Below are 24,469 nucleotides of genomic sequence, written 5' to 3'. Positions count from 1 at the left end.
TCTCTCGGTTGAAGGTCAGTGCGGGGCCGGCCGGCGGTCGGCCTCGGAGATGAAGGCATCGGCGAAGAACTGGTTGGCCGGCAGGCCGGCCTCGCCGAAGTCGCGGCGGGCCGCGTCCACCATGGGCGGTGCGCCGCAGGCATACACCTGGTGCCGCGACAGGTCGGGGTGGTCCTGCAGCACGGCGCGGTGCACGAAGCCGGTGCGACCGGTCCAGGCGGGGTCGTCGCCCGCTTCGCTGAGCACCGGCACGTAGCGGATGTGGGGGTGTTCGGCGGCCCATTGGCGCGCCTGCGCATCGAGGTAGAGGTCGATCCGCCGGCGGCCGCCCCAGTACACGTCGATGGGCCGGCGCAGGCCCTGGGCCAGGCTGTCTTCCACCATGGCCTGGATGGGCGCGAAGCCGGTGCCCGAGGCGAGCATGACCACGGGTTTGTCGCTCTGCGCGTCGAGGAAGAAGCTGCCCTGGGGCGCCTCCACGCGCAGCAGGTCGCGTTCGCGCAACTGCCCGAACACGTGGTCGGTGAAGCGGCCGCCGGGCATGTGGCGGATGTGCAGCTCGATCTGCCGCCGGCCACCGGCGCGCGGTGCGCTGGCCATGGAGTAGCAGCGCCGCAGTCCGTCGCCGAGCACGATCTCGAGGTACTGGCCAGCGCGCCAGTTCAACGGCTCGTTCGGTGGCGTGCCCAGCAGCAGGCGCATCACGTCGGGCGCGAGCCGCTCCATGCGCAGCACCCGCACCGGCAGCGTGCGCGCCGGCACCAGGTGGGGGTCGAAGGGTTCGATCTCGAAGCTGCAGTCCGTCAGCGGGCGCGCGCAGCACAGGTGCACATGGCCCTGCGCCTTTTCTTCGTCGGACAGGTAGTGCGGGTGCACGTCGCCGAAGTCCACCTGGCCCGACACCAGGCGGCCCCGGCAGGTGCGGCACACGCCCGAGCGGCAGCTGTAGCGCATGGCCACGCCGCTGGCCAGGCCGGCGCGCAGGATGTCGGTGCCGGGAGCACAGGCAAAGGATTGGTCGGCCGGGTGCAGCGTGATGGTGAAGCTCATGCGCGAGACTTTGGCAGCGCGCCGCGAGGCCGTCCAACAAATAGTCGTGATGGGCGCCATGTCGCTGCGAAATGGCCGCCGTGGCCTTCGTGGCTTTCCCCAATGGACGCGCGCGCCAGCCTGCCTACACTGCCCCCACCCATGAACATCAACACCGTCGACCTGAACCTGTTCCTTGTCTTTCAGGCCATCTACGTCACCGGCAGCGTGACCGTCGCCGGTGAAAAGGTCTGCATGACGCAGTCGGCCGTGAGCAACGCGCTCAAGCGCCTGCGCGAGCGCTTCGACGACCCGCTGTTCGTGCGCACGCCCAAGGGCATGGTGCCCACGCCCATGGCCAAGCAGCTCATCGGCCTGGTCGAAGAAGGCCTGGCCAAGTTCAACCAGGCGCTGGACCAGGTGCGGCGTTTCGATCCCGCCACCAGCGACCGCCTGTTCCGCATTGCCATGAACGACGTGGGGCAGCTGGTGGTGCTGCCGCGCCTGATGTCGGCGGCGCGCGCGCAGGCGCCGCACGTGCAGTTCGAGATCATCGGCACCTCGCCGGAAGAAACGCGCCACCTGATGGCGGACGGCGGCGTCGACCTGGCGATCGGCAGCTGGGCGCCCATGGGCGCGGGCTTCCATGCGCAGCACCTGTTCGACGAGACCTTCTTCGCGCTCATGCACGTGGACCACCACATCCGCTCCGAGCGCATGAGCTTCGACGAGTACTTCGGCGCCGAACACCTGGCCTACCGGCCCAGCGGCGCCAGCGATGCGGCCCTGCAGTCCACGCTGATGGCGGCCGACCTGCTGGCGCGGCGCAAGGTGGTGTTGACGGCCGCGCACTCCCTGGGCCTGTCGGCCTTGTTGAGCGAATCGCGCCTGGTGCTCACCGTGCCGTGCCGGCTCGGCCAGGCCATGATGGACTCGCGCGACCAGCTGCGCTCGGCGCAACTGCCGTTCGAGGTGCCACCGTTTTCGGTGCGCCAGCAATGGCACGACCGCGCGCACGCCGATGGCGGCAACATCTGGCTGCGCGAACTCACGCTGGCCACGCTGCACGACGGGGAGACGGCGGCATTGCCGGGCGAACCCGGCTGAAGCGCCTTCGTCAGCGCGCCGCCACCAGGGTGTTGCGCAGCGTGCCGATGCCGGAGATGGCGACCTCGATCACGTCGCCCGCCTTCATGAACACCGGGGGCTTGCGCCCGGCCCCCACGCCGGCCGGTGTGCCCGTCAGCAGCACGTCGCCGGCGTTGAAGCAGTACCAGCGCGAGAAGTGCGCGATGGTCTCGGGCAGGCTGAAGATCAGGTCGCTCACGGGCGAGGACTGCATGAGCGCGCTGTTGAGGTGGGTGGTGATGTGCAGGCGCCCCACGTCGGGCACTTCGTCTGCCGTGAGCAGCACCGGCCCCAGCGGCGTGAAGCCCTCGAACTGCTTGCCCATGATGTTGACCTCCCAGGTCTGGCGCGCCTCCCAGGGCTGCGTCGCGCCCCAGACGTCGCGCACCCAGTCGCGCGCGGAGATGTCGTTGGCCACGGTGTAGCCGGCGACGCAGGCCATCGCCTGGTCCACGCTCACGCGGTGGCAGCGCCGGCCGAAGACCACCGCGAGCTCGCCCTCGTAGTCCACGTGCGCGGGCGCGTCGGCGGGCAGCGCCACCGCGTGCTCCGGCCCGACGATGGAGGCCGCCACCTTGAGGAAACCGGTGGGCTGCCGGGGCGCGGGCGTGCCGGCCATTTCGGCCAGGTGCGACTTGTAGGCCAGGCCCGCGGCCACCACCAGGCCGGGGTTGGGCACGGGCGCGAGCAGGCGGGTGCCCGGTGGCATCAGCGCCCCACGCTGGCGCAGGCGGTCCTGCAGGCCGGGGTCGGCCTGCACACGGTCCACGAGGCCGCGCACCAGGGCCAGCGCGGCGGACCCGCCGGCCAGCAGCTCGCGCAGGCTCTCGGGCAGCCAGGCCTCCAGGCTGTCGGCCTGGGCCGCGCGCCGCAGCGCCAGCACCTCGCCCGAAGGCAACAGCGCGCCGGGCTCGCCGCCGCGCACGGAATCGATGGTCACGAGTTTCATGGGGATCTCAGAAGTGGTGGCGCATGCCGAGGGCGTAACCGGTGCCGGTACGCAGGCCGGTGGCCCGGTCGTTCATCACCACGGCGTACACATCGGTGCGCTTGGACAGGCTGTGCAGGTAACCCGCGGCCAGCGTGGTGCGATCGCGCTCGGTGGTGCCGGCCTGCGTACGTTCGGTGCGCGCCCACGAGGCGATGAAGCGCCCGGCGCCGAAGGGCACGGCCGCGTGCACACCGACGGTGTCCAGGTCGATCTCGGCCTGGCCGCGCGGGCGCAGCGTGGCCTTGGCCCACTGGCCGAACAGCTTGACCACCTGGAAGTCGTAGGACACGCTGCCGAGCGTGCTCGACTCGGCTTCGATCACGTAGGGCGCGCCCGCCGGGTCGGTGCGCGAACGCGGCACGTTGTACGCCGCCGCGCGGATCCTGCTGACGCTCAGCGCCGCCGCAAAAGGACCCGATCGGTAGTTCGCCGTGCCATCGAAACGGCGCCCTTCGGGCGCGGCTTCGCCCGGTGCGACCTGCAGCGAGCCGGAGAAGTTGCCCAGCGTGGGCGTGTTGTAGACCAGCGAGTTGTTCCAGCTGCCGTCGCTGATGCCGTGCGAGGCCAGCATGGGCTGCGAGCCGACGAAGGTGTGCAGCATGAACGGGCCCAGCGTGGTGGAGTCGCCAAAGGGCGTGAAGCTCAGCGTGTTGACGAAACTGCCGGTGGGAATGCGGCCCGCGCGGAACTGCCCGAAGGCGCCGCGCACACCGACGAAGCTGTAGCGCGAGAAGAAGCGGCCGGCGGCGTTGTCGCCCGGGTGGCGGCCGACCTCGCCGGTGTCCAGGCGGAAGTGGCCACCGAGGTCGAACAGCGCGGTGAGCCCACCGCCCAGGTCTTCGGAGCCGCGGATGCCCCAGCGCGAGGTGGTCATCATGCCGCCGTCCACGCGCGAGACGCGTGATTCGCCCGCGAGCTGTCTGGCGTAGAAGCCGCCGTCGACGGTGCCGTACAGCGTGGGGCCGGTGTTGCTCTGTGCCGTGGCGGGCAGGCCCGTGAGGGCCAGCGCCGCCGCGACGGCGATGCCGCTTTTCGTGGTGTTCAAAAGGTGTCTCCTGGTTGTTGAATACGGGCAGCGGGATGCTAGGTATTCGACTTCCGGAAAACCAATGAAAGCTCGTGATGCGGCGCATGCGTTTGCAAAATGTCGGCGGGACATTTTCAAAACGGATGGGGCGCATCACCAATCTTCGTTTGAAGCGCGCGAGCAGCCGGCCTAGCATGCGGACAGCCCAACACAAACACAGGAGACAGACCCATGCGCCTGAGCAGAAGAAGCCTTGTCGCGGCGATGGCCGCGACCTCACTCACCACCACCGCCGGCCTGGCGTTCGCGCAGGACGCGGGCCGCCCCATCCGGCTGCTGGTGCCGCTGCCGCCCGGCTCGGGCGGCGACAACATCGCGCGCATCCTCGCCACGCCCTTGCGCGATCTGCTCGGCCACCCCATCGTGGTGGAGAACCGGCCGGGCGGCGACATGATGATCGGCGCCAGCCAGGCGGCCAAGGCGCCGGCCGACGGCAACACCTTATTGATGGCGCACATGTCGACCATGGTGATGAACCCCTTCGCCTACAGCAACATCAGCTACGACCCGGTGAAAGACTTCAGCCCGATCGGCAAGATCAGCGAGAGCACCGCCGTGGTGGTGGTGCACCCCGCCGTGCCCGCCAGGACCCTGGGCGAGTTCGTGGCCTACGTGAAGGAGCGGCCGGGCCAGGTGTCCTACGGCACGGCCATCCTCATGGTGCAGATCGCCGGCGAACAGCTGGTGCACACGCGCCAGCTCCAGATGACGCGCGTGCCCTACAAGGGCGGCGCCCAGGTGATGCAGGACACGCTGGCGCGCCACATCGACATGTCGATCGCCGACACCTCGTCCTACCTCGCGCTGATCAGGGCCGGCAAGCTGCGCCCGCTGGTCACCACCGGCGCGGAGCGCAACCCCTTGCTGCCCGACGTGCCCACCGCGCGCGAGGCGGGCTTTCCGGAAATGGAGATGCGCGGCTGGTGGGGCCTGTTCGCGCCGGCACAGACCTCCAAAGAGGTGGTGACCAAGACGGCGGCGGCGCTGCAGAAGGTGCTGGCCCTGCCGGAGGTGGTGCAGCAGCTGCGCGCCATCGGCGCCGAGCCCCGGCCGCTCCCACCCGAGGCCTTCGCGCTGGAGATGAAGCAGCAGCAGGACCATTGGGGCCAGGTCATCAAGACGCTGAAGATCAAGGCCAGCGAATGACGATGAAAACGTTCAGTACAGGAACACCTCGCCGCCCCGGCTGGCGAAGAGCTTTCTCGCGAGGTCCCTCGCCCTGTGTCTTTCCTGGCTGGCGATCGCGCGCACGTAGTCCAGCTTCTCGGCGCTGAGGCCGGGGAAGTGCGTGGCGATGTCGGTGTCGCCGCGCGCCGCGCAGCGCACCGCCTCGCCGTACGACCAGCGCAGGTCGTTGCACAGCTCGAGCACCTGCTTGGCCGCCACCGCGCGGGGCAGGCGCAGGCCGTGGAACTCCAGGTAACGCGCCAGCTGGGCCTCGTCCTCGGCCTCGATGAGCAGCGTGCCGTTGTCCTCATGGGACCGCGCGCGGTGGTAGAAGTCCAGCTGGGTCAGGGCCTCCACCTCGTCGGGCCGCAGGCGCACGGGTGGGTCCGGGGGAAGTTCGGTCGGCGCGCTGTGCCGGGGGTTGCTCAACGGAAACGGAATGACGGGCATGGACAGCAGAGAAGTTCAACTGCCTTCATTCTGCAGACCCTGGCTCCGGCACGGGGCGCACACTGGCCGGGAAGCACAGAAAGCCCTGGAAAGCGTGAATTCCGCACCGCGATGCGTGCGGCGCGGACACCACCGCGCGCCACCCTCAAGCGAGCGCCAGGACGACGACCACGCCCGCGACCGAGAGCAGGCCCAGCCACAGCACCGGCCCCACGGCCCCACCGGCGCCCAGCAGGCACACGGCCAGCGCCGCCCCCAGGCCGAGCAGGCCCACCGCCCGCCCCAGCCAGCGCGTGGCGCGCGAGGCGGGGCGCTTCCACAGCCGCTGGTGGTGGCGGTCCATGGCCAGCGCCAGCCCAGCGAAGCCGACGCAGGCCAGCGCCAACGCGAGCAGCGGCATCACGCGCCGGCCTCCGTTCGCCGCGCCCGCCGGTGCAGGCGCCAGGCGATCCACACGAAGACGCTCCCCAGCGCCAGCGCGGTGAGATCGAATCCCGCCATCGCCCAGTCGCCCCGCGCCCAGGACGCACCGAGGTGCTGTCCGCCGGTGAGCGCGTTCAACACCGGCAACAGGCCCAGCGCCCCGGCGGCGAGCGCGCCCTGCTCCACCCAGGCGCGCGGTGGTGGCCGCAGGCAGGCGTGCAGCAGCGTGGCGCCCCAGGCGATGAAGAGGGCGTGCGCCTCCCAGCCGGCGCGGTCGGCCAGGTCGATCGGCAGCAGGCGGTTGGCCCAGAAGTAGGCGCCGATGGCCACGGGCAGGCCGAACACGGTGGCCACGTTCAGCCGCTCCACCAGGCGCAGTCCACGGTGCGGCCGGCCCTGGTCGCGCTCCAGTTTCTGGCGCCGCTTCACCGTCCACAACACCAGCCCCGTGGCCACCATGGCGGTGCCGAGCAGGCCCGACAGCGCGTAGAGCCAGCGCAGCACGGGCCCGGCGAACAGGCCCTCGTGCAGGCCCAGCAGGCTTTCGGCCACGGTCAGCGTGCCACGGCGGCTGGGCGCCCGGGTCTCCAGCAGGGCGCCGCTGGCGCCGTCGAACACCATCACCTCCACGTTGCGCAGCGGGCCGGTGAGCACCGGTGCGATCTGCACGCGCGCGCTGGCATCGCCGGGGTGCAGCACCTCCACGGCCTGCACGCTGCCCCGGCCCCAGCGCTGTTCGGCCTGCGCCAGCATGGGCGCCACCGGGGCCAGGGGCGCGGGTGTGCCGGAGGGCGCGGCCGGGGCCTGCCAGGCGGTGAACTCGGCGAGGAACTGGCCCTGCCCCGCCGGGCCGGCGCCGTAGTGGGCCGACACCACCCAGGGCATCAAGGTCACGGCGAAGAAGATCAGCCCCGAGTAGGTGATCATGAATTGGAAGGGCAAGGTCATCACGCCCAGCACGTTGTGGGCATCGAGCCAGGAGCGCTGCCCCTTGCCCGCGCGGAAGGTGAAGAAGTCGGCGAAGAAGCGCTTGTGCGCGACCACGCCCGAGACGAGGGACACCAGCAGGAACACCGTGGCCGCGCCCACCAGCCACAGCGCCGCGCCCGCGGGCAGGTAGTGCAGCCGCCAGTGCATGCGGTAGAGCAGCTGCCCGCCGCCCGTCTCGCGCGGCGTGGCCAGGGGCTCGCCGCTGTCGGCATCCAGCGCCTGCTCTTCCATATGGCCGTCGTGCGGCCACGAGGCCACCAGGTGCGGCGTGTCGCGGTGGCCGGGCAGCTGGATGGCCCAGCGCTCGGCACCGGCCTCGTGCGCGTTCAGGTAGCGCAGCGCCGCGTCGGCGGCCCGCGCGCTGTCGACCGGGGCGGGTGGCGGTGGCAGCTCCGGGCGCATCCAGCGGTCGATCTCGCTGTCGAAATAGCCGGCGGTGCCGGTGAGGAAGATGAAGTACAGCAGCGAGCCGAGCAGCAGGCCCGCCCAGGTGTGCACCCAGGACGTGCTCTGGCGGAAGCCACCCGTCATGGCCAGCGCCCCAGCGCCAGCAGCAGCGCACCGCAAGGCAGGCCCACCAGCGCGAGGCCGGCGCAGGCGCGCCAGGCGCTGCGCGCGGCGAAGCACCAGAGGATGGCCGCCACGTACACCGCGAAGCTCATCAGCAGGGCCAGCGCCACGGTGTCCACGCGGTCCAGGGGCAGCGCCTCCATCAGCGCCAGGGGCAGCCACTGGGCCAGCACGTAGCCACCCGCCACGCCGGCGAGCGCGCGCGCCGGGATCTGGTTCATCAGAACTTCACGCGCAGGTTCACGCCGACGCTGCGGCGCGGACCCATCTGCGCGTAGATGGGGGTGGCATCGCGGTCGATGAAGGTGTTGTAGCGCTCGTCGAACAGGTTCTCGGCGAACAGGCTGAGCTCCCAGTTGTCGTGGCGGTAGCCGACGTGCGCGTTGGCGATGAAGCGCGAGTCGATGGGGTCCTGGGGCGCGATGCCGAAGCGGCCCACGTAACCCGCCATGTACTTGGCGTCGCCGCCGACGAAGAAGCCGTTGCGCAGCTGGTAGCGCCCGCCGAAGCCCAGGGTCCATTTGGGGGCTTCGGGGAAGGGCTGGCCCGACAGGTCGCCGTAGCTGGCGTGGTTGAATTCCTTGAACCGGGTGTGCAGGTAGCCCAGCGAGGCGAACACCGAGAAGCGCCGGTTGACCTGGAAGGCCGGTTCGATCTCGAAGCCCCAGGCCCGCGAGGAAGCGGCGTTCGAGGTCTCGCGGTAGGACTGGTTGTTCGGGTCGGGCCGGATCTCGATCTGCTGGTCCTTGTAGGTGGTGAAGAACAGGTTGGCGTTGAGCGTGAGCCGCTCGTCGAGGAAGCGGCCCTTGTAATAGAGCTCGTGGTTCTGCGCGGTCTCGGGCCCGTAGTACGCGGCCCGGCCGGTGTTGTAGTTGACGTAGAAGCCGCCGGTGCGAAAGCCCTCGGAGTACGTGGCGCCCAGCAGGTGCCCCGGCGCGAGTTGTTTGGCCAGGCCGAGCTTGGGCACGAAGTTGGTCTCGCTGAAGTCGGCCCGGTTCTCGTACTGGTTGGGCACCGCGCCAAAGGGGTAGGACTCCGCGTTGCGCTGCACCGTCTTCTCGCGCAGGTAGTCCCAGCGGCCGCCCACGGTCACGCTCCAGGTGGGCACGAACTCGTGCGTGGCTTCGCCGAAGAGGGCCAGGTTGGTGGTCTTGCGGTTGAAGGTCTCGCCGAGTTGCAGGAAGGGCACGGCGATCGCGCCGAAGCGGGAGTCGTAGTTCTGGTGACTGGCGAACACGCCGCCCACCCATTTCCAGCGGTCCCGCTCGTAATTCAGCCGCACTTCCTGCGTGAGCAGGGTGTCGTTGACCTTGCCGTCGATGCCGTCGAGCAGGCCGGGTGTGCCCTGGTCCACCGAGCGGCGGCGGGTGATGCCCTTGTGCAGGCCGGTCTGCGAGGTCAGCCGCAGCTCGGGCGACAGTTCATGCGTGATCTCCATGCCACCGTTGTGCACTTTGGTCTGGCGGAACTCGGCGTAGGTGGGGATGGCGTACCAGTCGCCGCGCTCGTCGTCGAGGTCGAAACCCGGGCCGACGCCGATCAGGCGCTCGTTCGGGCGGTCGTTGGAGTACGCGTAGCTGAGCATGGCGCGCGTGCTGCCCGAGGGCTGCAGCAGCAGTTTGGCGCGCAGGTTCTGGCTGATCTCGGTGCGCAGATCGTCGTAACCCGCGAACGCCTGGTAGCCGGGATAGGCCACCGTCGTGCGCCCGCGCTCGAAGGCGCCCGACAGGCGCAGCGCCGCGGTGTTGTCCACCAGCGGCGTGTTGAGCACGAAGGCCGTGCCGGTCTGGCGGTGGTTGCCCAGCGTGGCCGAGAGCTCGGCCTCCTTGTCGAAGACCGGGTCCTTGGTCTTGATGTAGACGGCACCGGCCGTGGCCGCGCGGCCGCTGAGCGTGGACTGCGGGCCGCGGTAGACCTCGACCTGCTGCGCGTCCCAGAGGTTGCGGGCGCCGAAGCGCGAGCTGTAGCGGGCCTGCAGCACGCCATCGATGTAGATCGAGCCCATGGGCGCGCCGGAGGGCACGAAGCCTTCGGTGCTCATGCCCCGGATGACGAAGCCGGAGTTGAGGAAGGCGGCGTCCTCGACGTTGCCCAGGCGGCGCAGGGAGTCCTGCAGGTTGCGGATCTGGCCTTCCTCGATGTCCTCGGCGGTGACGATGCCGACGGACGCGCTGGAGGTGTCCAGGGTCTGGGTTTCGCGCGCGCCGTAGAGCTTGGCGGTCACGGTCACCAGGGGCAGTTCGGTCGCTTCGGTGGGTGCCTGGGCGTCCGGCGCCTGGGGTGCCGTGGCGGGTGCGGGCGCGCGGCGCAGGGAATAACCGCCGGCCGCCTCGACCAGCTCGAACCCGCTGCCCGCCAGCAGGCGCGAGAAGCCCTCACGCGGGGTGTACTGGCCCTGCAGCCCCGGGCTGTTCAGGCCGGCGAGCTGGCGCGGGTCGAAGGACAGCGGCACGCCGGCCGTGGCCGCGAACTGGGCCAGCACATCGCTGAGCTTGCCGGGCGCCAGCGCGTAGCGCTGCGCCGCCACCGCTTCGGCGGCCCGCGCCGGGGCGGGCACCAGGGCCGCCATGCCGGCCAACCCCATCAGCGCGCAGCCGATGGCCAGGCTCAGCGCCCTGAACTCGAAGACCGGGGATGCGCCCCCATGGGGGCGGCGGGCGGGAGGGAAGACCATGCGGTGAACCTTTCATCGGGTGTGCGGACGCGGAGGGGAGCGCGTGAGCGACGCGCCTTTCAACCGGTACACCGGACGAGCCCGAAAAAGGTATCAGCGGGCCTGCACCGTGATCCAGTACGGCGTGGCGCGGGCGATGCGCAAGGGCAGGGTCTGCTCCAGCAAGGCCAGGCTGGCCGGCACGTCGCCGAGCGCGAAGGCGCCGGAGACGGGCAAGGCGGCGACGGCCGGGTCGCAGCGCAGCACACCGCGGTGGTGGCGCGCGAGCTCGGCGACCAACTCAGCCAGCGGCATGTCGCGCGCCAGCAGCATGCCTTTTTCCCAGAGCGCGGCCGTGGCCTCCACGGCTTGCACCGGCTGCACGGCCCGGGCCGTGAACCGCATCTGTTCGCCCGCGCGCAGCAGGACCGCCTGGTCGGACTCGGCGGGGCGCACCTCGACCGCGCCGTCGAACACGGCCACGCGGGTGGCGTCGCCCAGGTGGCGCACCATGAAGCGCGTGCCCAGCGCGCGCACGCTGCCCTGCGCGGTGCGCACGGTGAAGGGCCGCGGCGTGGGCGAGGGGTCGCGGCCGGTGGTGATCAGGATCTCGCCGGCCAGCAGCGTCAGGCGGCGGCTCTCGGCGCCGAAGGCCAGGTTCACGGCACTGGCGGTGTTGAGCACCAGGCGGGTGCCGTCGGCCAGGTCGATCGAGCGCCGCTCGCCGACGCCGGTGCGCAGATCGGCGGTCCATTCCTGCCAGGGCGCCTCGCGCCAGCTCAACCAGGCCACGGGCGCGGCCAGGGCCAGCAGTCCCAGCAGGTGCCGGCGGCCCGGGCGGCCCAGGCGCGACAGGGTGTCGCGGCCCAACCGGGGCGGCACCCGGCGAAAGGTCTCGAGCATGCTTTCGGCGCGCCGCCAGGCGGCTTCGTGCGCGGGGCTGCGCTCGCGCCAGCGCCCCAGCTCGGCCAGTTCGCGTTCGCCGGCCTCGCCGGCCTGCAGCAGCACCATCCAGCCGGCGGCCTCGTTCAGGATCGCCGGATCGATGTCGGTCGCGGACACGGCCATGGCAGGTCAGGCCAGCGCGAGGCAGCCCGCGAAGGCCACGCGCATGTGCCGTTTGACGGTGATCAGCGAGGTGCCGAGCTGCGCCGCGATCTGGCCATAGGTCAGGCCCTCGAGCTGGGCGAGCAGGAAGATATCGCGCGTGCGCGGCGGCAGGCTGCGCAGCATCGCGTCGATGCGGCACAGCGCTTCCAGGATCAGCAGCCGCGTCTCGGGCGAAGGGGTTTCGGGCTCGGGCAGCTGGGCCAGGGCCTGCAGGTAGGCGCGCTCCACGTCCTGGCGGCGCCAGTGGTCCACCACCAGGCCCTTGGCGATGTGGGTCAGCAGCGCGCGAGGCTGCTCGCCGAGCTTGCCCGGCCGCCAGCTCGACACCATGAGGCGCACGAAGGTGTCGTGCGCCAGGTCGGCGGCCACGAAAGAGTCGCCCAGCTTGCCCCGCAGCCAACCCTGGAGCCAGCCGTGGTGGTCCACATACAGGGTGGTGAGCTGTTGCTGCTCAAGCGCGATCTCGGGGGTGGCCACGGTGCTTTCCTGCCGCTGGCAAGCAGGCGGCCCAATTGTCGGAATGAGAATTATTCCTAATATAGCAGCAAGAAACGTCGGTCGAGCGGCTCGGCGCGACGGGCGCGAATGGGCCCAGGCTAAGGCCCGGTCTCCCGCGCCAGCGCGCCTTGCAGTTCGGCCGCCAGCGCGGTGAGCGAGCCCGACAGCTCGCGCACCACGCGCGCCAGCGGCTCCTCGGTGGAGACGCTGAGGTTGAGCACGTGCACGCCCTCCACCGTGTTCAGCGGCATGGCCATCGCCACCACCTCGGGTTGCCAGGACGCCGCGCAGAAGCCCTGCTCGTGCACCTGCCGGATGGCCGCCAGGATGTCGGCCTGCACCTCGGGCCAGTGGCTGCCGCAGCGCCGCTGGAACACGCCGAACAAGGCCTTGCGCCGGCCGGCCGACACCGTGGACAGGTAGGCCCGGCCGAGCGAGGTGAGTTCCATCGGCACCCGCTGCCCCGAGACCACGTTGCGCAGCGCCACGCGGCGGTTGTAGCGGATGGATTCGAGGTACACCATCTCGTCGTGGTCGGGCGCTGCCAGGCCCACGTTGACGCGCTGGCTTTCGGCCAGCGCGCGCATGCGCGGCGCGGCCACCGCGAGCACCTGGGAACCGGCCCGCATGGCGTGCGCGAAGCTCAGCACCGGCGGCGCGAGCCGGTAGGCGCGGCGCCGGCGGTCGTGCTGCAGCAGGCCCGCGCCCACCAGGGTCTGCGTGAGGCGGCTGATGGTGGAGGGCGACAGGCCCGTGCGCTCCGCGAGGTCGCCGTTGCCCAGCCAGCTCGAGCCAGGGCGGAACGCCCGCAGGATCAGGATGCCGCGCTCCAGCGAACGGTTGGTGGGCGAGCTGCCGAAGCTGTCCTCGGACGGGGTCGGAACGGGGCTGGTCTTCATGTTCGTGATTCCACTGCTTGGAATTGGAGGGGTGCGGCCGGGAAGCATCGAACGTAGCATGCTTCCCTGAGAAAAACACCGTTTTCCCCATGGCCCTACCGGAGACAACCATGCCCCTTTCCCGTCGAACCGCCGCCGCGCGGATCAGCCTCTTCTTCGTGTCGGCGGCGCTCGCCACCACCGCCGCGCTGGCCCAGTTCCCCGACAAACCGATCCGCCTCGTCGTGCCCTTCGCGCCCGGCGGCGGCACCGACCTGATCGCGCGCACCCTGGGCCTGGGCATGTCCAAGGAGCTGGGCCAGACGGTGGTGATCGAGAACAAGCCCGGCGCGGGCACCATCATCGGCACCGACCTCGTGGCCAAGAGCCCGGCCGACGGCTACACGCTGGTGATCTCCACCTTCGCCCACGCGGTCAACCCCAGCCTGATGCCCAAGCTGCCCTACGACAACGACAAGGCCTTCGCGCCGGTGATCCTGATCGGCAAGGGCCCCAACGTGCTGGTGGTGCGCGCCGAGAGCCCGTACAAGTCCGTCAAGGACGTGCTGGACGCGGCCCGCGCCAACCCGGGCAAGCTCAACTACGCCTCGCAGGGCAACGGCACCTCGGCGCACCTGGCCGGCGAGATGTTCGACAACCTCGCCAAGGTGCAGATGAAGCACATCCCCTACCGCGGCGCGGGCCCGGCGCTCACCGACCTGATGGGCGGCCAGGTGGACATGATCTTCGGCACCGCCACCGCCGTGTCCTCGGGCCTGGAGAGCGGCAAGCTGCGCGCGCTCGGCGTGACCGGCGCCGAGCGCTCGGCGGTGCTCAAGAACGTGCCCGCCATCGCCGAGACCATCCCCGGCTACGTGATGGAGAGCTGGTACGGCCTGTACGCGCCCGCTGGCACGCCGGCCGACGTGATCGCCAAACTCAACGCCGCCGCCAAGAAGGCCGTGGCCACCGATGAGTTCCGCAAGAAGGTCGAGCAGGAAGGCCTGGTGATCAGCGCCGGCGCGCCGGCCGAGCTGGAGACCTATGTGCGCGCCGAAGAAGCGCGCTGGCGCAAGATCGTCAAAGAAAACAACATCACCTCGAACTGACCTCCCCTCTCTCTGGAACCCACCATGTCCACGCCTCCCCTGATCGATCTGCAGGTTGACACCGGCATCGCCACGCTCACGCTGAACCGGCCCGACAAACGCAACGCCATGAGCGACGCCATGCGCGCGGAGTTCATCCACGCGCTGGAGCAGGTCGCGGCCGACAAGGCCATCCGCGCGCTGGTACTCACCGGTGCCGGCAAGGGCTTCTGCGCGGGCGGCGACGTGGCCGGCATGGAAAAACGCATGAACGCCCCGGCCGGCGAGGTGGGTTTCAACGGCTGGCACCGGCAGCAGCGCGTGCACCACACGCAATCGCTGCTGCACACCATGCCCAAGCCGGTGATCGCGGCCGTGAACGGCGCGGCCTCCGGCCTGGGCGCCGACACTGCCCTGGCCTGCGACTTCGTCATCGCCAGCGAATGGGCCAGCTTCACCTGGTCGTACATCCACCGCGGCATCGTGCCCGACGGCGGCGGCATGTACTTCCTGCCGCGCCGCGTGGGCCTGTCCACCGCGAAGCAGCTGATCTTCACCGGCCGCAAGGTGGACGCCGACGAAGCGCTCTCGCTCGGCATCGTGGACCGCAAGACCTCGGCGGAGCGGCTGCTGGCCGACGCCCAGGCCTGGGCGCGCGAACTCAGCCAGGGTTCGGCCACCGCGCTCGCGCTGAGCAAGACCATCCTGAACCAGACCTTCGAGTTGCCGGCGCAACAGGTCTTCGCCCAGGGCAGCCAGGCCCAGGGCATCTGCTACACGAGCACCGAGCACCGCGACTCGGTGATGGCCTTCCTGAACAAAGCCGCGCCCCAGGCATGAACCCCGTGACCCCCATCTCCCGGCTGCTGCAGCCGCGCAGCGTCGCCGTCATCGGCGCCTCGGCCGACGCGGGCAAGACCGCCGGCCGCCCGGTGGCCTACCTGCGCAAGCACGGCTTCACCGGCGACATCTACCCGATCAACCCGCGCGCCGAGCACATCGACGGCCTGCGCTGCTACCCCGACGTGGCCTCGCTGCCCGCCGTGCCCGACGTGGGCATCGTGCTGCTCGGCGCCGAGCGCGCGCACAAGGCCGTGTCGGACCTCTCCGCGCGCGGCACGGCCGCCGCCATCGTGCTGGCCAGCGGCTACACCGAGACCGGCGAAGAAGGCGCGCGCCGCCAGGCGCAGCTGCGCGAGGCCGCGGGCAGCATGCGCCTGCTCGGCCCGAACACCATCGGCCTGGTCAACCTCACCGACAACATCGTGCTCTCGGCCAGCGGCGCGCTGGAGATGGACCACTTCCCGGCGGGCCCGGTGGGCGTGGTCTCGCAAAGCGGCGGCATCCTGGGCGCGCTGCTCTCGCGCGCGGCGGCGCGCGGCATCGGCCTGTCCAAGCTGATCTCCACCAGCAACGAGGTGGACCTGGACCTCGCCGATTTCGTGGACCACCTGGCCGACGACGAGGCCACGCGGGTCATCGCGCTGTACGTGGAAAGCGTGCGCCACCCCGAACGCTTCCGCCAGGCCGCGCTGAAGGCCGCGCGCGCGGGCAAGCCGGTGGTGGCGTTCAAGATCGGCCGCTCCGAGGCCGGCGCCCAGGCAGCCGTCTCGCACACCGGCGCGCTCGCCGGCGCCGACCGCATGTACGACGCGCTGTTCAAGGAAGTGGGTGTGATCCGCGCGCAGACCTTCAGCGACCTGCTGGACATTCCGGTGGCGCTGTCCACCGGCCGCGTGCTGCGCGGCCCGCGCGTGGCCATCCTCACCTCCACCGGCGGCGCCGGCACGCTGGTGTCGGACAGCTACGGCGTCTCCGGTCTCGAGACCCCACCGCCCGACGAGGCCACCGCCGCGAAACTGCGCGCGCTGCAGACCGGCGAGCAGGCCGCGCTGGACCGCAACCCGATCGACGTGACGCTGGCCGGCCTGCAGCCCGAGCTGCTGCGCGGCGCCATCCGCGCCCTGCTGGAGAGCCCGAGCTACGACGCGCTGACCATCATCGTGGGCTCGTCCAGCCTGGCCATGCCCGAGCTGATGGCCAATGCGATCCAGGACTGCCTGCCGCTGAGCGACAAACCCGTGATCGCCTACGTGAGCCCGCACGCGCCGCAGGTGGCCGCCTTGCTGACGCAGCGCGGCGTGCCGGCCTTCGCCGACGCCGAGAGCTGCAGCGTGGCCCTCAACAGCATGCTGCAGACCCGCCGCTGGAGCGAACACGTCGCCGCGCCGCTGGACGCGCCGGTGGCGGTGCACGACATCGGCAGCGGCTCGCTGAACGAGGCCGAGTGCAAGCAGCTGTTCACGCGCTTCGGCATTCCCTGCACCACCGAGACCGTGGTGGGCAGCCCCGCCGAAGCCGAGCAGGCCGCGCGCGCGCTGGGCGAGCGCGTGGTGCTGAAGATCCTCACGGGCGAGATCACGCACAAGAGCGACGTGGGCGGCGTGGCCGTCAACGTCACGCCCGAGCAGATCGGCGCGCGCCTGACCCGCATGGCCGACGAGGTGCGGGCCAAGGCCGGGGTGGCGCCCACGCGCTTCCTGGTGCAGGAGATGGTGTCGGGCGGCACCGAGCTCATCCTCGGCATGCACCGCGATGCGCTGGGCACGGCCATCCTGCTGGGCATGGGCGGCATCACCGCCGAGCTGTTCAAGGACACCACGCTGCGCATGCTGCCCCCACAAGGCGGTCTGAGCCGCGAGGTGGCGCACGGGATGCTGCGCGAACTCCAGACCTGGCCCCTGCTCGACGGTTACCGGGGCCGGCCCAAGGCCGACGTCGAGGCCCTGGTCTCGGCCATCGTCGCGTTCTCGCAGATGACCGCACAGCTCGGCGAGCGGCTGATCGAGGCCGAGATCAACCCGGTGTTCGTGCTGCCCGAAGGCCAGGGCGTGAAGGCCGCCGACGGCGTGGTGGTGCTCGCGCATGCGGACTGACCCGGCGCTGATCGACAGCTTGTCGGCGCGGGCCCGCACCGAGCGCGTGGCCTGGGCCGGCGGCCAGGTCTGCTGGCGCGGCTTCGGCAGCGGCAGCCCGGTGGTGCTGGTGCACGGCGGCCACGGCAGCTGGCTGCACTGGGTGCGCAACATCGAGGCCCTGGCCGCCGAGCACGCCGTGTGGGCGGTGAACCTGCCCGGCTTCGGCGATTCGGATCCGCCCGAGGGCGAAGGCCTGGCCGCGCTGCTGGCCCCGACCCTGTCGACCCTGGACACCCTCATCGGCCCCGGCACGCCGGTGCAGCTGGTGGGTTTTTCGTTCGGCGGCCTGGTCGCCGCGCACCTGGCCGCGCAGCGGCCCCAGGTGCGGCGCCTGGCCTTGCTGGGCACGGGCGGCCACCAGGGGCCGCGCCGCCCCAAGGGCGAACTGGTCAACTGGAAACCGGCCTGGCGCGCGGGCGACGCGGCGGCGGTGGAACAGGCCATGCGCCACAACCTCGCCGTGCACATGCTCAGCGGGTTGGCCCAAGACATCGATCCGCTCGCGCTGCGCGTGCACACCGAGGCCTGCGTGCGCACGCGCTTTCGGAGCAAGGAGATCTCGCGCGCCGGCGGCCTCGCCGGCGTGTTGGCGGCCTACGCCGGGCCGACCCTGCTGGCCTGGGGCGAACACGACGTGACGGCCGAGCCGGCCGCCGTCGCGGCCGCGCTGGCCTCGCCCCTGCCCGATGCCCACACCCGCCTCGTGGCGGATGCCGGGCACTGGGTGCAGTACGAGCGCGCCGACGCGATCAACCCCCTGCTGCTGGGCTGGCTTCGGGGTTGAGCACCCCGGTCAGGCGGCCTTGCGCGTAGGCCACGATGTGGTCGAAGGCGATGCCGAAGTAGCGCTCGTAGTTGTCCTTCTCCACGTAGCCGATGTGCGGCGTGCACAGCGCGTTCGGCAGGCGCAGCAGGGGATGGTCCGCGCCCAGCACCGGCTCTTCCTCGTACACGTCCACCGCCGCGAAACCGGGCCGGCCCTGCGCCAGCGCGTGTTCGAGCGCGCCGCGCGCGATCAGCTCGGCGCGGCTGGTGTTGACCAGCAGCGCCGTGGGCTTCATGCGCGCGAGGTCCTCGGCCGTCACGATGCCCACGGTGTCGGCGTAGAGCCGCACGTGCAGGCTGATCACATCGCTCTGCGCGAAGAAGGCTTCGCGCGAGGGCGCCACCTCGAAGCCGTCGGCGCGCGCGGCGGCGGTCGAGGTTTCGCGGCCCCACACCCAGACCTGCATGCCGAAGGCACGGCCATAGCCCGCCACCTGCCGGCCGATGCGGCCGTAGCTCCAGACGCCCAGGCGCTGGCCGCTGAGCTGCTGGCCCAGGTGCCCTTGCCATTGCCCATCGCGCAACCGGTTGGCTTCGCTCACCAGGTGGCGCCGGCTGGCCAGCGCCAGGGTCCAGGCGATCTCGGCCGTGGCCGAGCCCGCGCCGCTGCCCTCGGCCACCCGCACGCCGCGCGCGGTGCACGCGGCCAGGTCCACATGGCCCGCGAGCTTGCCGGTCTGGCTGATCAGGCGCAGCCTGGGCAGGCGGTCGAGCAGGGCGGCGTCGATGCGCGTGCGCTCGCGCGTGAGCACGATGGCCTCGGCGTCGGCGAAGCGCGCCGCCAGGGCGTCCGTGCCCTTCACCGAGTCGTTGAAGATGCGCACCTCGTGGCCGGCGAGCTTGGCGAAACAGTCCAGGTGCCGCACGCAGTCCTGGTAGTCGTCGGGAATCGCAATGATCATGGACTTACTGCAGGGTGATCTGAAGCTGGTCGACGGTGCGCTTCCACATGGCGAGGTCCTTGCGCACGATCTCGGTGTAGTCCTCGGGCGGCATGCCACCGGCCTCGATGCCGTAGTTCTGGAACAGCTCGCGGATCTCGGTCGATGCCAGCGCCTTCTTCACCTCGGTGTAGAGCGCCTGCACGATGGGCGCGGGCGTGCCGCTGCGCGCGAACAGGCCGTACCAGCCATGCACGTTGAAGCCGGGGTAGCCCTGCTCGGCCACGGTGGGCACGTCGGGCAGGCCGGCGAAGCGGTTGGCCGGGGCCACGGCCAGCGCGCGCAGCTTGCCGGTCTTGATCTGCGCCAGCGCCGAGCTCATGTCGAGGAACATGAACTGGATCTGGCCGCCCAGCAGGTCCTGCACCGCCGGGGCCGCGCCGCGGTAGGGCACGTGCGTGACCTTGATGTCGGCGCGCTGCGCGAACAGCGCGGCGCCGAGGTGGGCCGAGGTGCCGTTGCCCGAGGAGCCGTAGTTGACGCTGCCCGGCGCGGCCTTGGCCATGGCCACCAGGGCCTGCAGGTCCTTGGCCGGGAAATCGGGCCGCACCACCAGCGCGTGCGGGATGTAGCCCACCACCGTGAGCGGCGCGAAGTCGCGCAGCGTGTCGAACGGGTAGTTGGGCATGAGCGCCGGGTTGGTCACCGCGAGGATGGACGGAAACACCAGTGTGTAGCCGTCGGCCGGGCCGCGCGCCACCTCGCCCATGGCGATCACGCCACCGCCACCGGGCTTGTTCTCGACGATCACCGGCTGCCCGAGGGAGGTCGAGAGGTTCTTGCCGACGGCGCGCGCCATCAGGTCGGTCGGGCCGCCGGCCGCGAACGGCACCAGGATGCGGATCGGTTTGTTCGGGAAAGCCTGTGACTGCGCCAGCGCGGGTGCCGCGAACGGCAGGACCAGGCTGGCGCCGAGCGCGGCGTTGAAGCGGCGGCGCGACAAGGGGGGTTGGGTGGTCATCGGTCGGTGTCTCCAGGTCTAGGTATGGGAAGGCGGCACGGCGTGGCCGTGGCACCTCCGCGCAGCTTAGGTCGCCTGATCGCACCGCGCACCACCCCAATTCCAAGGAGTGGAATTCAGGGGTATGCCGCGATGCGGAACACCTGCCGCAGGTAGGCGAGGAAGGTCTCGTCGTCGCAGAGGGTCTTGCCCGGCGAGTCCGAGAGCTTGGCCACGGGCTGCCCGTTGCAGCTCACCAGCTTCATCACGATGTTCAGGGTCGGCAGGCCCATGTCGTTGGTGAGGTTGGTGCCGATGCCGAAGCCGGTCTGGATGCGGTCGGCGAAGTGCTCGTAGAGGCCGATCGCGGTCGGCAGGTCCAGGCCGTCGGAGAACACCAGCCGCTTGGTGTGCGCATTGATCTTCAGGCGCTCGTAATGCGCCAGCGCCTTCTCGCCCCAGGCCACCGGATCGCCCGAGTCGTGGCGCAGGCCGTCGAAAAGCTTGGCGAAGTAGAGGTCGAAGTCGGCGAGGAAGGCGTCCATGCCCACCACATCGGTCAGGGCCACGCCCAGGTCGCCGCGGTACTCCTGCACCCAGGCCTCCAGCGCCGCCTTCTGAAAGCCCTTGAGCTGCACGCCCACGGCCTGGAAGGTCTGCAGGTACTCGTGCGCCATCGTGCCGATCGGCACCAGGCCGTACTTCTTCGCCAGGTACACGTTGGAGGTGCCCTTGAAGAACTCGGGCACCTCTTTCGCGAACGTGGCCACCACCTCTTCCTGCCAGGCGGCCGAGAAGCGGCGGCGCACGCCGAAGTCGAAGAACTCGAACGGGTTCTGGCGCCGGGCGCCGACGGTGCGCAGCAGGGCGATCTTCTCGCGCAGGCGCCGGCGGCCTTCGGTCAGCACCTCGGGCGTGGCCAGGCGCCGGTAGTAGATCTCGTTGACGATGGCCAGCACGAAGATCTCGAAGAACATCACGTGGATCTGCGGCCCCTGGGCCACGATGACCAGGTGATCGCCCTCGGCGGCCACGGTCACGTAGCGGTGCTGGAGCTGGAAGATGCGCAGGAAGTCGATGAAGTCGGACTTCATGTAGCGCAGGCCGCCCAGGTACTGCAGCTCCTCTTCGGTGAAGCGCAGGGTGCACAGGTGCGCCAGCTGGCGCTCGACCTCCTCCCGGATCTCGCTCAAGGGGTAGCCGGGTTCGTTGCGGCACACGAAGCGGTACTCCGCCTGGTTGGCCGGCATCGAGTGCAGCATGGGCTGCAGCATCGTGAACTTGTAGAGATCGGTGCCCAGCAGCGAGGTCACGACGGGCGAGAACGCCGCCTCGGCCTGCATCGCGGTGTCGGTGGTTCTGCTCATGTTGCGCTCCTTGTCTTGTCTGAAGTCAACGGATCCGCGCGGCGAACTCGTCCACGCCCAGCACCAGGCTGCCGGCGGCCCGCGCGCGCTCGAAAAGGCCGTCCGCCAGTGTCTCGAAGCCGGGCACCGGGCTCATGCAGTCACGCAGCAGCACCACCTGGGGCGCGAAAGCCGGCGCGCTGGCGAGGAAGCGCATGAACTGGTCGTAGCTGGCGGCCACGCAGTGGCTCGACGCCTGCCCCGCGAACGCGACGAAGTCGGCCCCACTGGCCACCGAGGCGGCCAGCGCGCGGTTGAACTGGGTGCCCGGCACCGAGGCCACCGGGGCGTCGGCCTCGAAGACGCCGAAATGCTCGGTCAGCGGGTACTCGCCCTTGAGCACCTTGGCCACCGCGCGCTGGTGGGCCATCTCCCAGGCGGCGAGGCTGTCGGCGAGGTCGCTCTGGATGTTGTGGCCCCAGGTGGCCGTGACGCAGTGCACCGGCCACACCACCATGCCGGCCTTGCCCGCGGCGGCCAGTTGATTCAGCATGGCCATCACCTGGCCGGTGAGGCGGGCGTCGCGCGGCCGGTGCTCGCCGGCCGCCACGCTCGCGGCCGTGATGAAGGTGAACGGCGCCACGGCCTCACCCTCGCGCGTCAGCCAGAAGCTGGTGCGCTCGACCGCGACGCTGGCGTGCGAATCCAGCGTCACCGTGATATCGCTGAGGCGGGCCGACTGAGCGTCGATGAAGCGGGCCAGGCGGCGCAGGTCTTCGCGGGCGCCGGCCACCGGGAGCGCCGCGCCCTCGATGTCGCAGAAGTCGTTCTGGGGATCAATGATCAGGAGCTTGGTTCGCATGTCCATCCGTCCTTGGTGGGTGTCGATGGCCCCAGTATACCTACTTTGATTTTTTTTGCATCTTAGTCTTTCTGATTCAGGACATTTGCCGATGAATGGATCCATCCATCTATTCGGTGCGTTCTGAATCTAAGCAGTAGAATCCGGAAAAAATTCCCCACCATGGCCATCATCCTCACCGTCGACGCCGTGCTCCTGACCCTGGTCCAGGGCGAGCTGGAAGTCGCCCTGTTCAAGCGCGACGCCGAGCCCTTCAAGGGGCTCTGGGCCCTGCCCGGGGGCTACGTGCACGAGGACAAGGACGACCACGCCGGCGCGGCGGCGGCGCGCGTGCTCAAGCGCAAGGCGGGTGTCGTGAGCCCCTACCTCGAAGAGTACGGCACCTTCTCCGGCCCCGGCCGCGATCCACGGGGCTGGTCGCTCACCGTCGTCTACTACGCCCTGGTGCCGCCCAGCGTGCTGGGCGACACAGTCCAGCGGTTCCCGGTGGGCAGGCTGCCCGCCCTGCCCTTCGACCATGCGCAGATCATCGCCGGCGTGGTGGCGCGCGTGCGCAACAAGGCAGCCTACTCGTCGCTGCCGGCGTTCCTCTGCGGCGATCAATTCACCGTGCCCGAACTCCACGCGGTGTACGAGGCGGTGCTGGCGCAGCCCTTGAACCTGCCCAACTTCCGGCGCAAGCTCGATGACCTGGGCATCCTGGAAGAAGTGCCCGGCGCGACCAAGCTCGGCGGCCGCAACCGCCCGGCGCAGCTGTACCGGCTCAAGAAACAATTCCGTTCCGCGCTGAGCGTGCGCGAGCGCGGCCTCTGACACCGACCACCACCACCCCATGACCCCAAGTCCCCTGCACCTGCGACTCGCCACCCGCCACAACGGCACCCGAGACGGTGAACTCATGCTGGTCAGCCCGTCCGGCCAACAGTGGGTGCCCGCCGGCCGCGACCTGCCCACGCTGCAGGCCCTGCTGGACGTCTGGGATGCCCAGGCCCCGGGCCTGGAGCAGCGCCGCCTCGCCCTGGAAGCCGAGGGCTGGCGCGGTGCCGAGCGCATCGACCCGACCCATTGCATGGCGCCATTGCCCCGGGCCTACCAGTGGGCCGACGCCTCCGTCTACCGCAACCACGCGCGCCTGATCTACCAATGGCGCAAGGAGCCCATCCCGCCGCGTTACGACATCGAACCCCTGGTGTACCAGGGCGGTTCGGACGTGATGCTCGGCCCCGTGGAGCCCATCGTGGCCACCGATGCCGCCCACCTGGTGGACCTGGAGGCCGAGGTCGCGGTGATCACGAAGGATGTGCCCATGGGCACCACCGCCGAACAGGCCGCCGATCGCATCGCGCTGGTGGTGCTGCTCAACGACGTGTCGCTGCGCGGCCTGATCCCGGGCGAACTCGCGAAGGGCTTCGGCTTCTACCAGAGCAAGCCGGCCACCAGCTTCGCCCCCATCGCGGTCACCCCCGCCGCGCTGGGCGAGGCCTGGAAGGACCACATGTTCGACGGGCGCGTGCGCATCGAGCTCAATGGCGAGCGCTTTGGCGAGCCCCATGCCAACAGCGAGGTGGTGTTCAACTTCGCGCAGATCATCGCCCACCTGGCGCGCACCCGCAGCCTGGTGGCGGGCAGCATCGTGGGCGCGGGCACGGTCAGCAACGCCGACCCCGATTCGGGCAGCGCCTGCATCACCGAAGCCCGCGTGCGCGCGCAGCTGCAAGGCAAGCCCGAGGACCGGCTGCCGCCCTACCTTCAGCATGGCGACCGCGTGCGCATCCTGGCCGGCGGCCCGCAGGGCGAGGCCTTGTTCGGGGCCATCGACCAGGTGGTGGAGATCCGTTCGCCCTGACTCACAGCGCTTCGAGGCGCTTCGCGGTGTCCCGCATGTGGGCCAGGTAACGGTCCTTCATTTCCCGCACCGTCGTGAGGGCCGACCCCGGTCCGTCACTGCTTGATCCCTTCGACCTGCAGCACCAGCCGCACGCTGTCCGGAAAGCGCGGGATGCCGAACTCGATGCCCCAGGCGCTGCGGTTGATGGTGGCCTCGAAATCGCCGCCGCAGACCTCGCGCTTGAGCATGCCGTTCATGTAGCAGGTGAAGCGCAAGGCCTTGAGCTTGACGGGATGGGTCTTGCCCACCAGGGTGAGCTGGCCGTTGACTTCCACCACCTTGTCGCCGTTGAAGACGAACTGGTCCGCCACGAAGCGGGCCGTCGGGTGCTGCTCCACATCGAAGAAGTCCTTGGACTGCAGCTGCTTGTTGAACGGGGCCACGCCGGTGTTGATCGAGCTCATGTCCAGCGTCAGGCTGACGCTGCCCGTCTTGCCCTGCGGATCGAACTCGACGACCCCCTCCTTCTTGTCGAAGCGGCCGCGGTTGGTCGAGATGATGTGGTCGATCTCGAACATGACGTGGGTGTGCAGCGGATCGAGCTGGTAGGTGGCCGATTGGGCCGACGCGCAGGCCGATGCGGCGAGCAGCAGAGACAACAGTTTCTTCATGGTGGTTACCGGAGGG

Annotated in this window: 24 protein-coding genes; 8 read left to right on the top strand and 16 right to left on the bottom strand. The window is 70.4% G+C overall.

All coding sequences use genetic code 11. The features are described from left to right. Positions 1-15: 15 nt before the first annotated feature. Positions 16-1,050 (bottom strand): CDP-6-deoxy-delta-3,4-glucoseen reductase, encoded by a 1,035-nt coding sequence (locus AC1Q9M_RS05215; protein ID WP_492432762.1) that lies wholly within the window; start codon positions 1,048-1,050, stop codon positions 16-18. Between the two features lie 141 nt (positions 1,051-1,191). On the opposite strand from AC1Q9M_RS05215, the gene AC1Q9M_RS05210 reads away from it, so the two are divergent. Next, positions 1,192-2,136: a LysR family transcriptional regulator gene (locus tag AC1Q9M_RS05210; RefSeq protein ID WP_492432760.1), complete on the top strand. Its 945-nt coding sequence runs from the start codon at positions 1,192-1,194 to the stop codon at positions 2,134-2,136. Positions 2,137-2,146: 10 nt separating this feature from the next. On the opposite strand, the gene AC1Q9M_RS05205 is transcribed toward AC1Q9M_RS05210, so the two are convergent. Further along, positions 2,147-3,106 carry a fumarylacetoacetate hydrolase family protein gene (locus AC1Q9M_RS05205; RefSeq protein ID WP_492432758.1) on the bottom strand — a complete coding sequence of 320 codons (960 nt, stop codon included), beginning with the start codon at positions 3,104-3,106 and terminating at the stop codon, positions 2,147-2,149. 7 nt (positions 3,107-3,113) lie between these two features. After that, entirely contained in the window at positions 3,114-4,193 is a 1,080-nt protein-coding gene (locus AC1Q9M_RS05200) for a porin (RefSeq protein WP_492432756.1), read from the bottom strand. A 213-nt stretch (positions 4,194-4,406) separates the two neighbouring features. Between AC1Q9M_RS05200 and AC1Q9M_RS05195 the strand changes: the two genes are divergently transcribed. Beyond that, positions 4,407-5,381, top strand: a complete 975-nt coding sequence (locus tag AC1Q9M_RS05195) for a Bug family tripartite tricarboxylate transporter substrate binding protein (RefSeq protein ID WP_492432754.1) — start codon at positions 4,407-4,409, stop codon at positions 5,379-5,381. A gap of 12 nt (positions 5,382-5,393) precedes the next feature. Here AC1Q9M_RS05195 and AC1Q9M_RS05190 read toward each other — a convergent pair whose 3' ends face one another. The 8 genes from AC1Q9M_RS05190 to AC1Q9M_RS05155 form a co-directional block, all read right to left on the bottom strand. Then, a complete protein-coding gene (locus AC1Q9M_RS05190; RefSeq protein WP_492432752.1) occupies positions 5,394-5,852 on the bottom strand; it encodes a hypothetical protein in 459 nt (152 codons plus the stop codon). A gap of 145 nt (positions 5,853-5,997) precedes the next feature. Next, positions 5,998-6,252 carry a DUF3325 domain-containing protein gene (locus AC1Q9M_RS05185; protein WP_492433393.1) on the bottom strand — a complete coding sequence of 85 codons (255 nt, stop codon included), beginning with the start codon at positions 6,250-6,252 and terminating at the stop codon, positions 5,998-6,000. Next, positions 6,252-7,796: a PepSY-associated TM helix domain-containing protein gene (locus tag AC1Q9M_RS05180; RefSeq protein WP_492432751.1), complete on the bottom strand. Its 1,545-nt coding sequence runs from the start codon at positions 7,794-7,796 to the stop codon at positions 6,252-6,254. The genes AC1Q9M_RS05185 and AC1Q9M_RS05180 overlap by 1 nt, the downstream gene beginning before the upstream one ends. Next, positions 7,793-8,056: a DUF3649 domain-containing protein gene (locus AC1Q9M_RS05175; RefSeq protein WP_382162083.1), complete on the bottom strand. Its 264-nt coding sequence runs from the start codon at positions 8,054-8,056 to the stop codon at positions 7,793-7,795. Before AC1Q9M_RS05175 ends, AC1Q9M_RS05180 begins: the two co-directional genes overlap by 4 nt. Next, on the bottom strand, positions 8,056-10,509 hold the full coding sequence (locus tag AC1Q9M_RS05170; protein ID WP_492432748.1) for a TonB-dependent receptor: 2,454 nt from the start codon (positions 10,507-10,509) through the stop codon (positions 8,056-8,058). The genes AC1Q9M_RS05175 and AC1Q9M_RS05170 overlap by 1 nt, the downstream gene beginning before the upstream one ends. A gap of 93 nt (positions 10,510-10,602) precedes the next feature. Then, positions 10,603-11,556, bottom strand: a complete 954-nt coding sequence (locus AC1Q9M_RS05165; protein WP_492432746.1) for a FecR domain-containing protein — start codon at positions 11,554-11,556, stop codon at positions 10,603-10,605. 6 nt (positions 11,557-11,562) lie between these two features. Further along, positions 11,563-12,075: a sigma-70 family RNA polymerase sigma factor gene (locus AC1Q9M_RS05160; RefSeq protein WP_492432744.1), complete on the bottom strand. Its 513-nt coding sequence runs from the start codon at positions 12,073-12,075 to the stop codon at positions 11,563-11,565. A gap of 119 nt (positions 12,076-12,194) precedes the next feature. Further along, the gene (locus AC1Q9M_RS05155) at positions 12,195-12,995 is read right to left on the bottom strand and encodes an IclR family transcriptional regulator (protein ID WP_444688550.1); all 801 of its coding nucleotides are present in this window, start codon (positions 12,993-12,995) and stop codon (positions 12,195-12,197) included. 110 nt (positions 12,996-13,105) lie between these two features. Here AC1Q9M_RS05155 and AC1Q9M_RS05150 point away from each other — a divergent pair, with 110 nt between their 5' ends. From AC1Q9M_RS05150 to AC1Q9M_RS05135, 4 genes are read left to right on the top strand one after another with little or no spacing between them, the layout of a single operon-like run. After that, positions 13,106-14,083, top strand: a complete 978-nt coding sequence (locus AC1Q9M_RS05150) for a tripartite tricarboxylate transporter substrate binding protein (protein WP_492432742.1) — start codon at positions 13,106-13,108, stop codon at positions 14,081-14,083. Between the two features lie 24 nt (positions 14,084-14,107). Beyond that, on the top strand, positions 14,108-14,902 hold the full coding sequence (locus AC1Q9M_RS05145) for an enoyl-CoA hydratase/isomerase family protein (RefSeq protein ID WP_492432740.1): 795 nt from the start codon (positions 14,108-14,110) through the stop codon (positions 14,900-14,902). Then, positions 14,899-16,998 (top strand): acetate--CoA ligase family protein, encoded by a 2,100-nt coding sequence (locus AC1Q9M_RS05140; RefSeq protein ID WP_492432738.1) that lies wholly within the window; start codon positions 14,899-14,901, stop codon positions 16,996-16,998. Before AC1Q9M_RS05145 ends, AC1Q9M_RS05140 begins: the two co-directional genes overlap by 4 nt. After that, positions 16,988-17,824 carry an alpha/beta fold hydrolase gene (locus AC1Q9M_RS05135; RefSeq protein ID WP_492432736.1) on the top strand — a complete coding sequence of 279 codons (837 nt, stop codon included), beginning with the start codon at positions 16,988-16,990 and terminating at the stop codon, positions 17,822-17,824. The genes AC1Q9M_RS05140 and AC1Q9M_RS05135 overlap by 11 nt, the downstream gene beginning before the upstream one ends. Here AC1Q9M_RS05135 and AC1Q9M_RS05130 read toward each other — a convergent pair. The 4 genes from AC1Q9M_RS05130 to AC1Q9M_RS05115 form a co-directional block, all read right to left on the bottom strand. Next, positions 17,790-18,767: a D-2-hydroxyacid dehydrogenase family protein gene (locus tag AC1Q9M_RS05130; RefSeq protein WP_492432734.1), complete on the bottom strand. Its 978-nt coding sequence runs from the start codon at positions 18,765-18,767 to the stop codon at positions 17,790-17,792. The genes AC1Q9M_RS05135 and AC1Q9M_RS05130 overlap by 35 nt on opposite strands. A gap of 4 nt (positions 18,768-18,771) precedes the next feature. Continuing rightward, entirely contained in the window at positions 18,772-19,767 is a 996-nt protein-coding gene (locus AC1Q9M_RS05125; RefSeq protein ID WP_492432732.1) for a Bug family tripartite tricarboxylate transporter substrate binding protein, read from the bottom strand. Positions 19,768-19,883: 116 nt separating this feature from the next. Further along, entirely contained in the window at positions 19,884-21,113 is a 1,230-nt protein-coding gene (gene pncB, locus AC1Q9M_RS05120; RefSeq protein ID WP_492432730.1) for a nicotinate phosphoribosyltransferase, read from the bottom strand. 25 nt (positions 21,114-21,138) lie between these two features. Next, positions 21,139-21,954: a cysteine hydrolase family protein gene (locus AC1Q9M_RS05115; protein WP_492432728.1), complete on the bottom strand. Its 816-nt coding sequence runs from the start codon at positions 21,952-21,954 to the stop codon at positions 21,139-21,141. Positions 21,955-22,116: 162 nt separating this feature from the next. Between AC1Q9M_RS05115 and AC1Q9M_RS05110 the strand changes: the two genes are divergently transcribed. Together AC1Q9M_RS05110 and AC1Q9M_RS05105 are read left to right on the top strand one after the other, a co-directional pair. Continuing rightward, the gene (locus AC1Q9M_RS05110) at positions 22,117-22,767 is read left to right on the top strand and encodes an NUDIX hydrolase (protein WP_382323150.1); all 651 of its coding nucleotides are present in this window, start codon (positions 22,117-22,119) and stop codon (positions 22,765-22,767) included. 19 nt (positions 22,768-22,786) lie between these two features. Then, positions 22,787-23,800: a fumarylacetoacetate hydrolase family protein gene (locus tag AC1Q9M_RS05105; protein ID WP_492432726.1), complete on the top strand. Its 1,014-nt coding sequence runs from the start codon at positions 22,787-22,789 to the stop codon at positions 23,798-23,800. Positions 23,801-23,895: 95 nt separating this feature from the next. On the opposite strand, the gene AC1Q9M_RS05100 is transcribed toward AC1Q9M_RS05105, so the two are convergent. Then, the gene (locus tag AC1Q9M_RS05100; RefSeq protein ID WP_382323147.1) at positions 23,896-24,453 is read right to left on the bottom strand and encodes a YceI family protein; all 558 of its coding nucleotides are present in this window, start codon (positions 24,451-24,453) and stop codon (positions 23,896-23,898) included. Positions 24,454-24,469 lie beyond the last annotated feature (16 nt).

This window comes from Hydrogenophaga sp. GW823-FHT04C09 (assembly GCF_058796355.1).
This window is presented reverse-complemented; position numbering and strand designations above follow the sequence as displayed.

What these genes read in the sequence shown, in the direction of transcription:
- AC1Q9M_RS05215 (WP_492432762.1), bottom strand. Translation starts at nt 1,050, where the DNA reads ATGAGCTTCACCATCACGCTGCACCCGGCCGACCAATCCTTTGCCTGT.
- AC1Q9M_RS05210 (WP_492432760.1), top strand. Translation starts at nt 1,192, where the DNA reads ATGAACATCAACACCGTCGACCTGAACCTGTTCCTTGTCTTTCAGGCC.
- AC1Q9M_RS05205 (WP_492432758.1), bottom strand. Translation starts at nt 3,106, where the DNA reads ATGAAACTCGTGACCATCGATTCCGTGCGCGGCGGCGAGCCCGGCGCG.
- AC1Q9M_RS05195 (WP_492432754.1), top strand. Translation starts at nt 4,407, where the DNA reads ATGCGCCTGAGCAGAAGAAGCCTTGTCGCGGCGATGGCCGCGACCTCA.
- AC1Q9M_RS05190 (WP_492432752.1), bottom strand. Translation starts at nt 5,852, where the DNA reads ATGCCCGTCATTCCGTTTCCGTTGAGCAACCCCCGGCACAGCGCGCCG.
- AC1Q9M_RS05185 (WP_492433393.1), bottom strand. Translation starts at nt 6,252, where the DNA reads ATGCCGCTGCTCGCGTTGGCGCTGGCCTGCGTCGGCTTCGCTGGGCTG.
- AC1Q9M_RS05180 (WP_492432751.1), bottom strand. Translation starts at nt 7,796, where the DNA reads ATGACGGGTGGCTTCCGCCAGAGCACGTCCTGGGTGCACACCTGGGCG.
- AC1Q9M_RS05175 (WP_382162083.1), bottom strand. Translation starts at nt 8,056, where the DNA reads ATGAACCAGATCCCGGCGCGCGCGCTCGCCGGCGTGGCGGGTGGCTAC.
- AC1Q9M_RS05170 (WP_492432748.1), bottom strand. Translation starts at nt 10,509, where the DNA reads ATGGTCTTCCCTCCCGCCCGCCGCCCCCATGGGGGCGCATCCCCGGTC.
- AC1Q9M_RS05165 (WP_492432746.1), bottom strand. Translation starts at nt 11,556, where the DNA reads ATGGCCGTGTCCGCGACCGACATCGATCCGGCGATCCTGAACGAGGCC.
- AC1Q9M_RS05155 (WP_444688550.1), bottom strand. Translation starts at nt 12,995, where the DNA reads ATGAAGACCAGCCCCGTTCCGACCCCGTCCGAGGACAGCTTCGGCAGC.
- AC1Q9M_RS05150 (WP_492432742.1), top strand. Translation starts at nt 13,106, where the DNA reads ATGCCCCTTTCCCGTCGAACCGCCGCCGCGCGGATCAGCCTCTTCTTC.
- AC1Q9M_RS05145 (WP_492432740.1), top strand. Translation starts at nt 14,108, where the DNA reads ATGTCCACGCCTCCCCTGATCGATCTGCAGGTTGACACCGGCATCGCC.
- AC1Q9M_RS05140 (WP_492432738.1), top strand. Translation starts at nt 14,899, where the DNA reads ATGAACCCCGTGACCCCCATCTCCCGGCTGCTGCAGCCGCGCAGCGTC.
- AC1Q9M_RS05135 (WP_492432736.1), top strand. Translation starts at nt 16,988, where the DNA reads ATGCGGACTGACCCGGCGCTGATCGACAGCTTGTCGGCGCGGGCCCGC.
- AC1Q9M_RS05130 (WP_492432734.1), bottom strand. Translation starts at nt 18,767, where the DNA reads ATGATCATTGCGATTCCCGACGACTACCAGGACTGCGTGCGGCACCTG.
- AC1Q9M_RS05125 (WP_492432732.1), bottom strand. Translation starts at nt 19,767, where the DNA reads ATGACCACCCAACCCCCCTTGTCGCGCCGCCGCTTCAACGCCGCGCTC.
- pncB (WP_492432730.1), bottom strand. Translation starts at nt 21,113, where the DNA reads ATGAGCAGAACCACCGACACCGCGATGCAGGCCGAGGCGGCGTTCTCG.
- AC1Q9M_RS05115 (WP_492432728.1), bottom strand. Translation starts at nt 21,954, where the DNA reads ATGCGAACCAAGCTCCTGATCATTGATCCCCAGAACGACTTCTGCGAC.
- AC1Q9M_RS05110 (WP_382323150.1), top strand. Translation starts at nt 22,117, where the DNA reads ATGGCCATCATCCTCACCGTCGACGCCGTGCTCCTGACCCTGGTCCAG.
- AC1Q9M_RS05105 (WP_492432726.1), top strand. Translation starts at nt 22,787, where the DNA reads ATGACCCCAAGTCCCCTGCACCTGCGACTCGCCACCCGCCACAACGGC.
- AC1Q9M_RS05100 (WP_382323147.1), bottom strand. Translation starts at nt 24,453, where the DNA reads ATGAAGAAACTGTTGTCTCTGCTGCTCGCCGCATCGGCCTGCGCGTCG.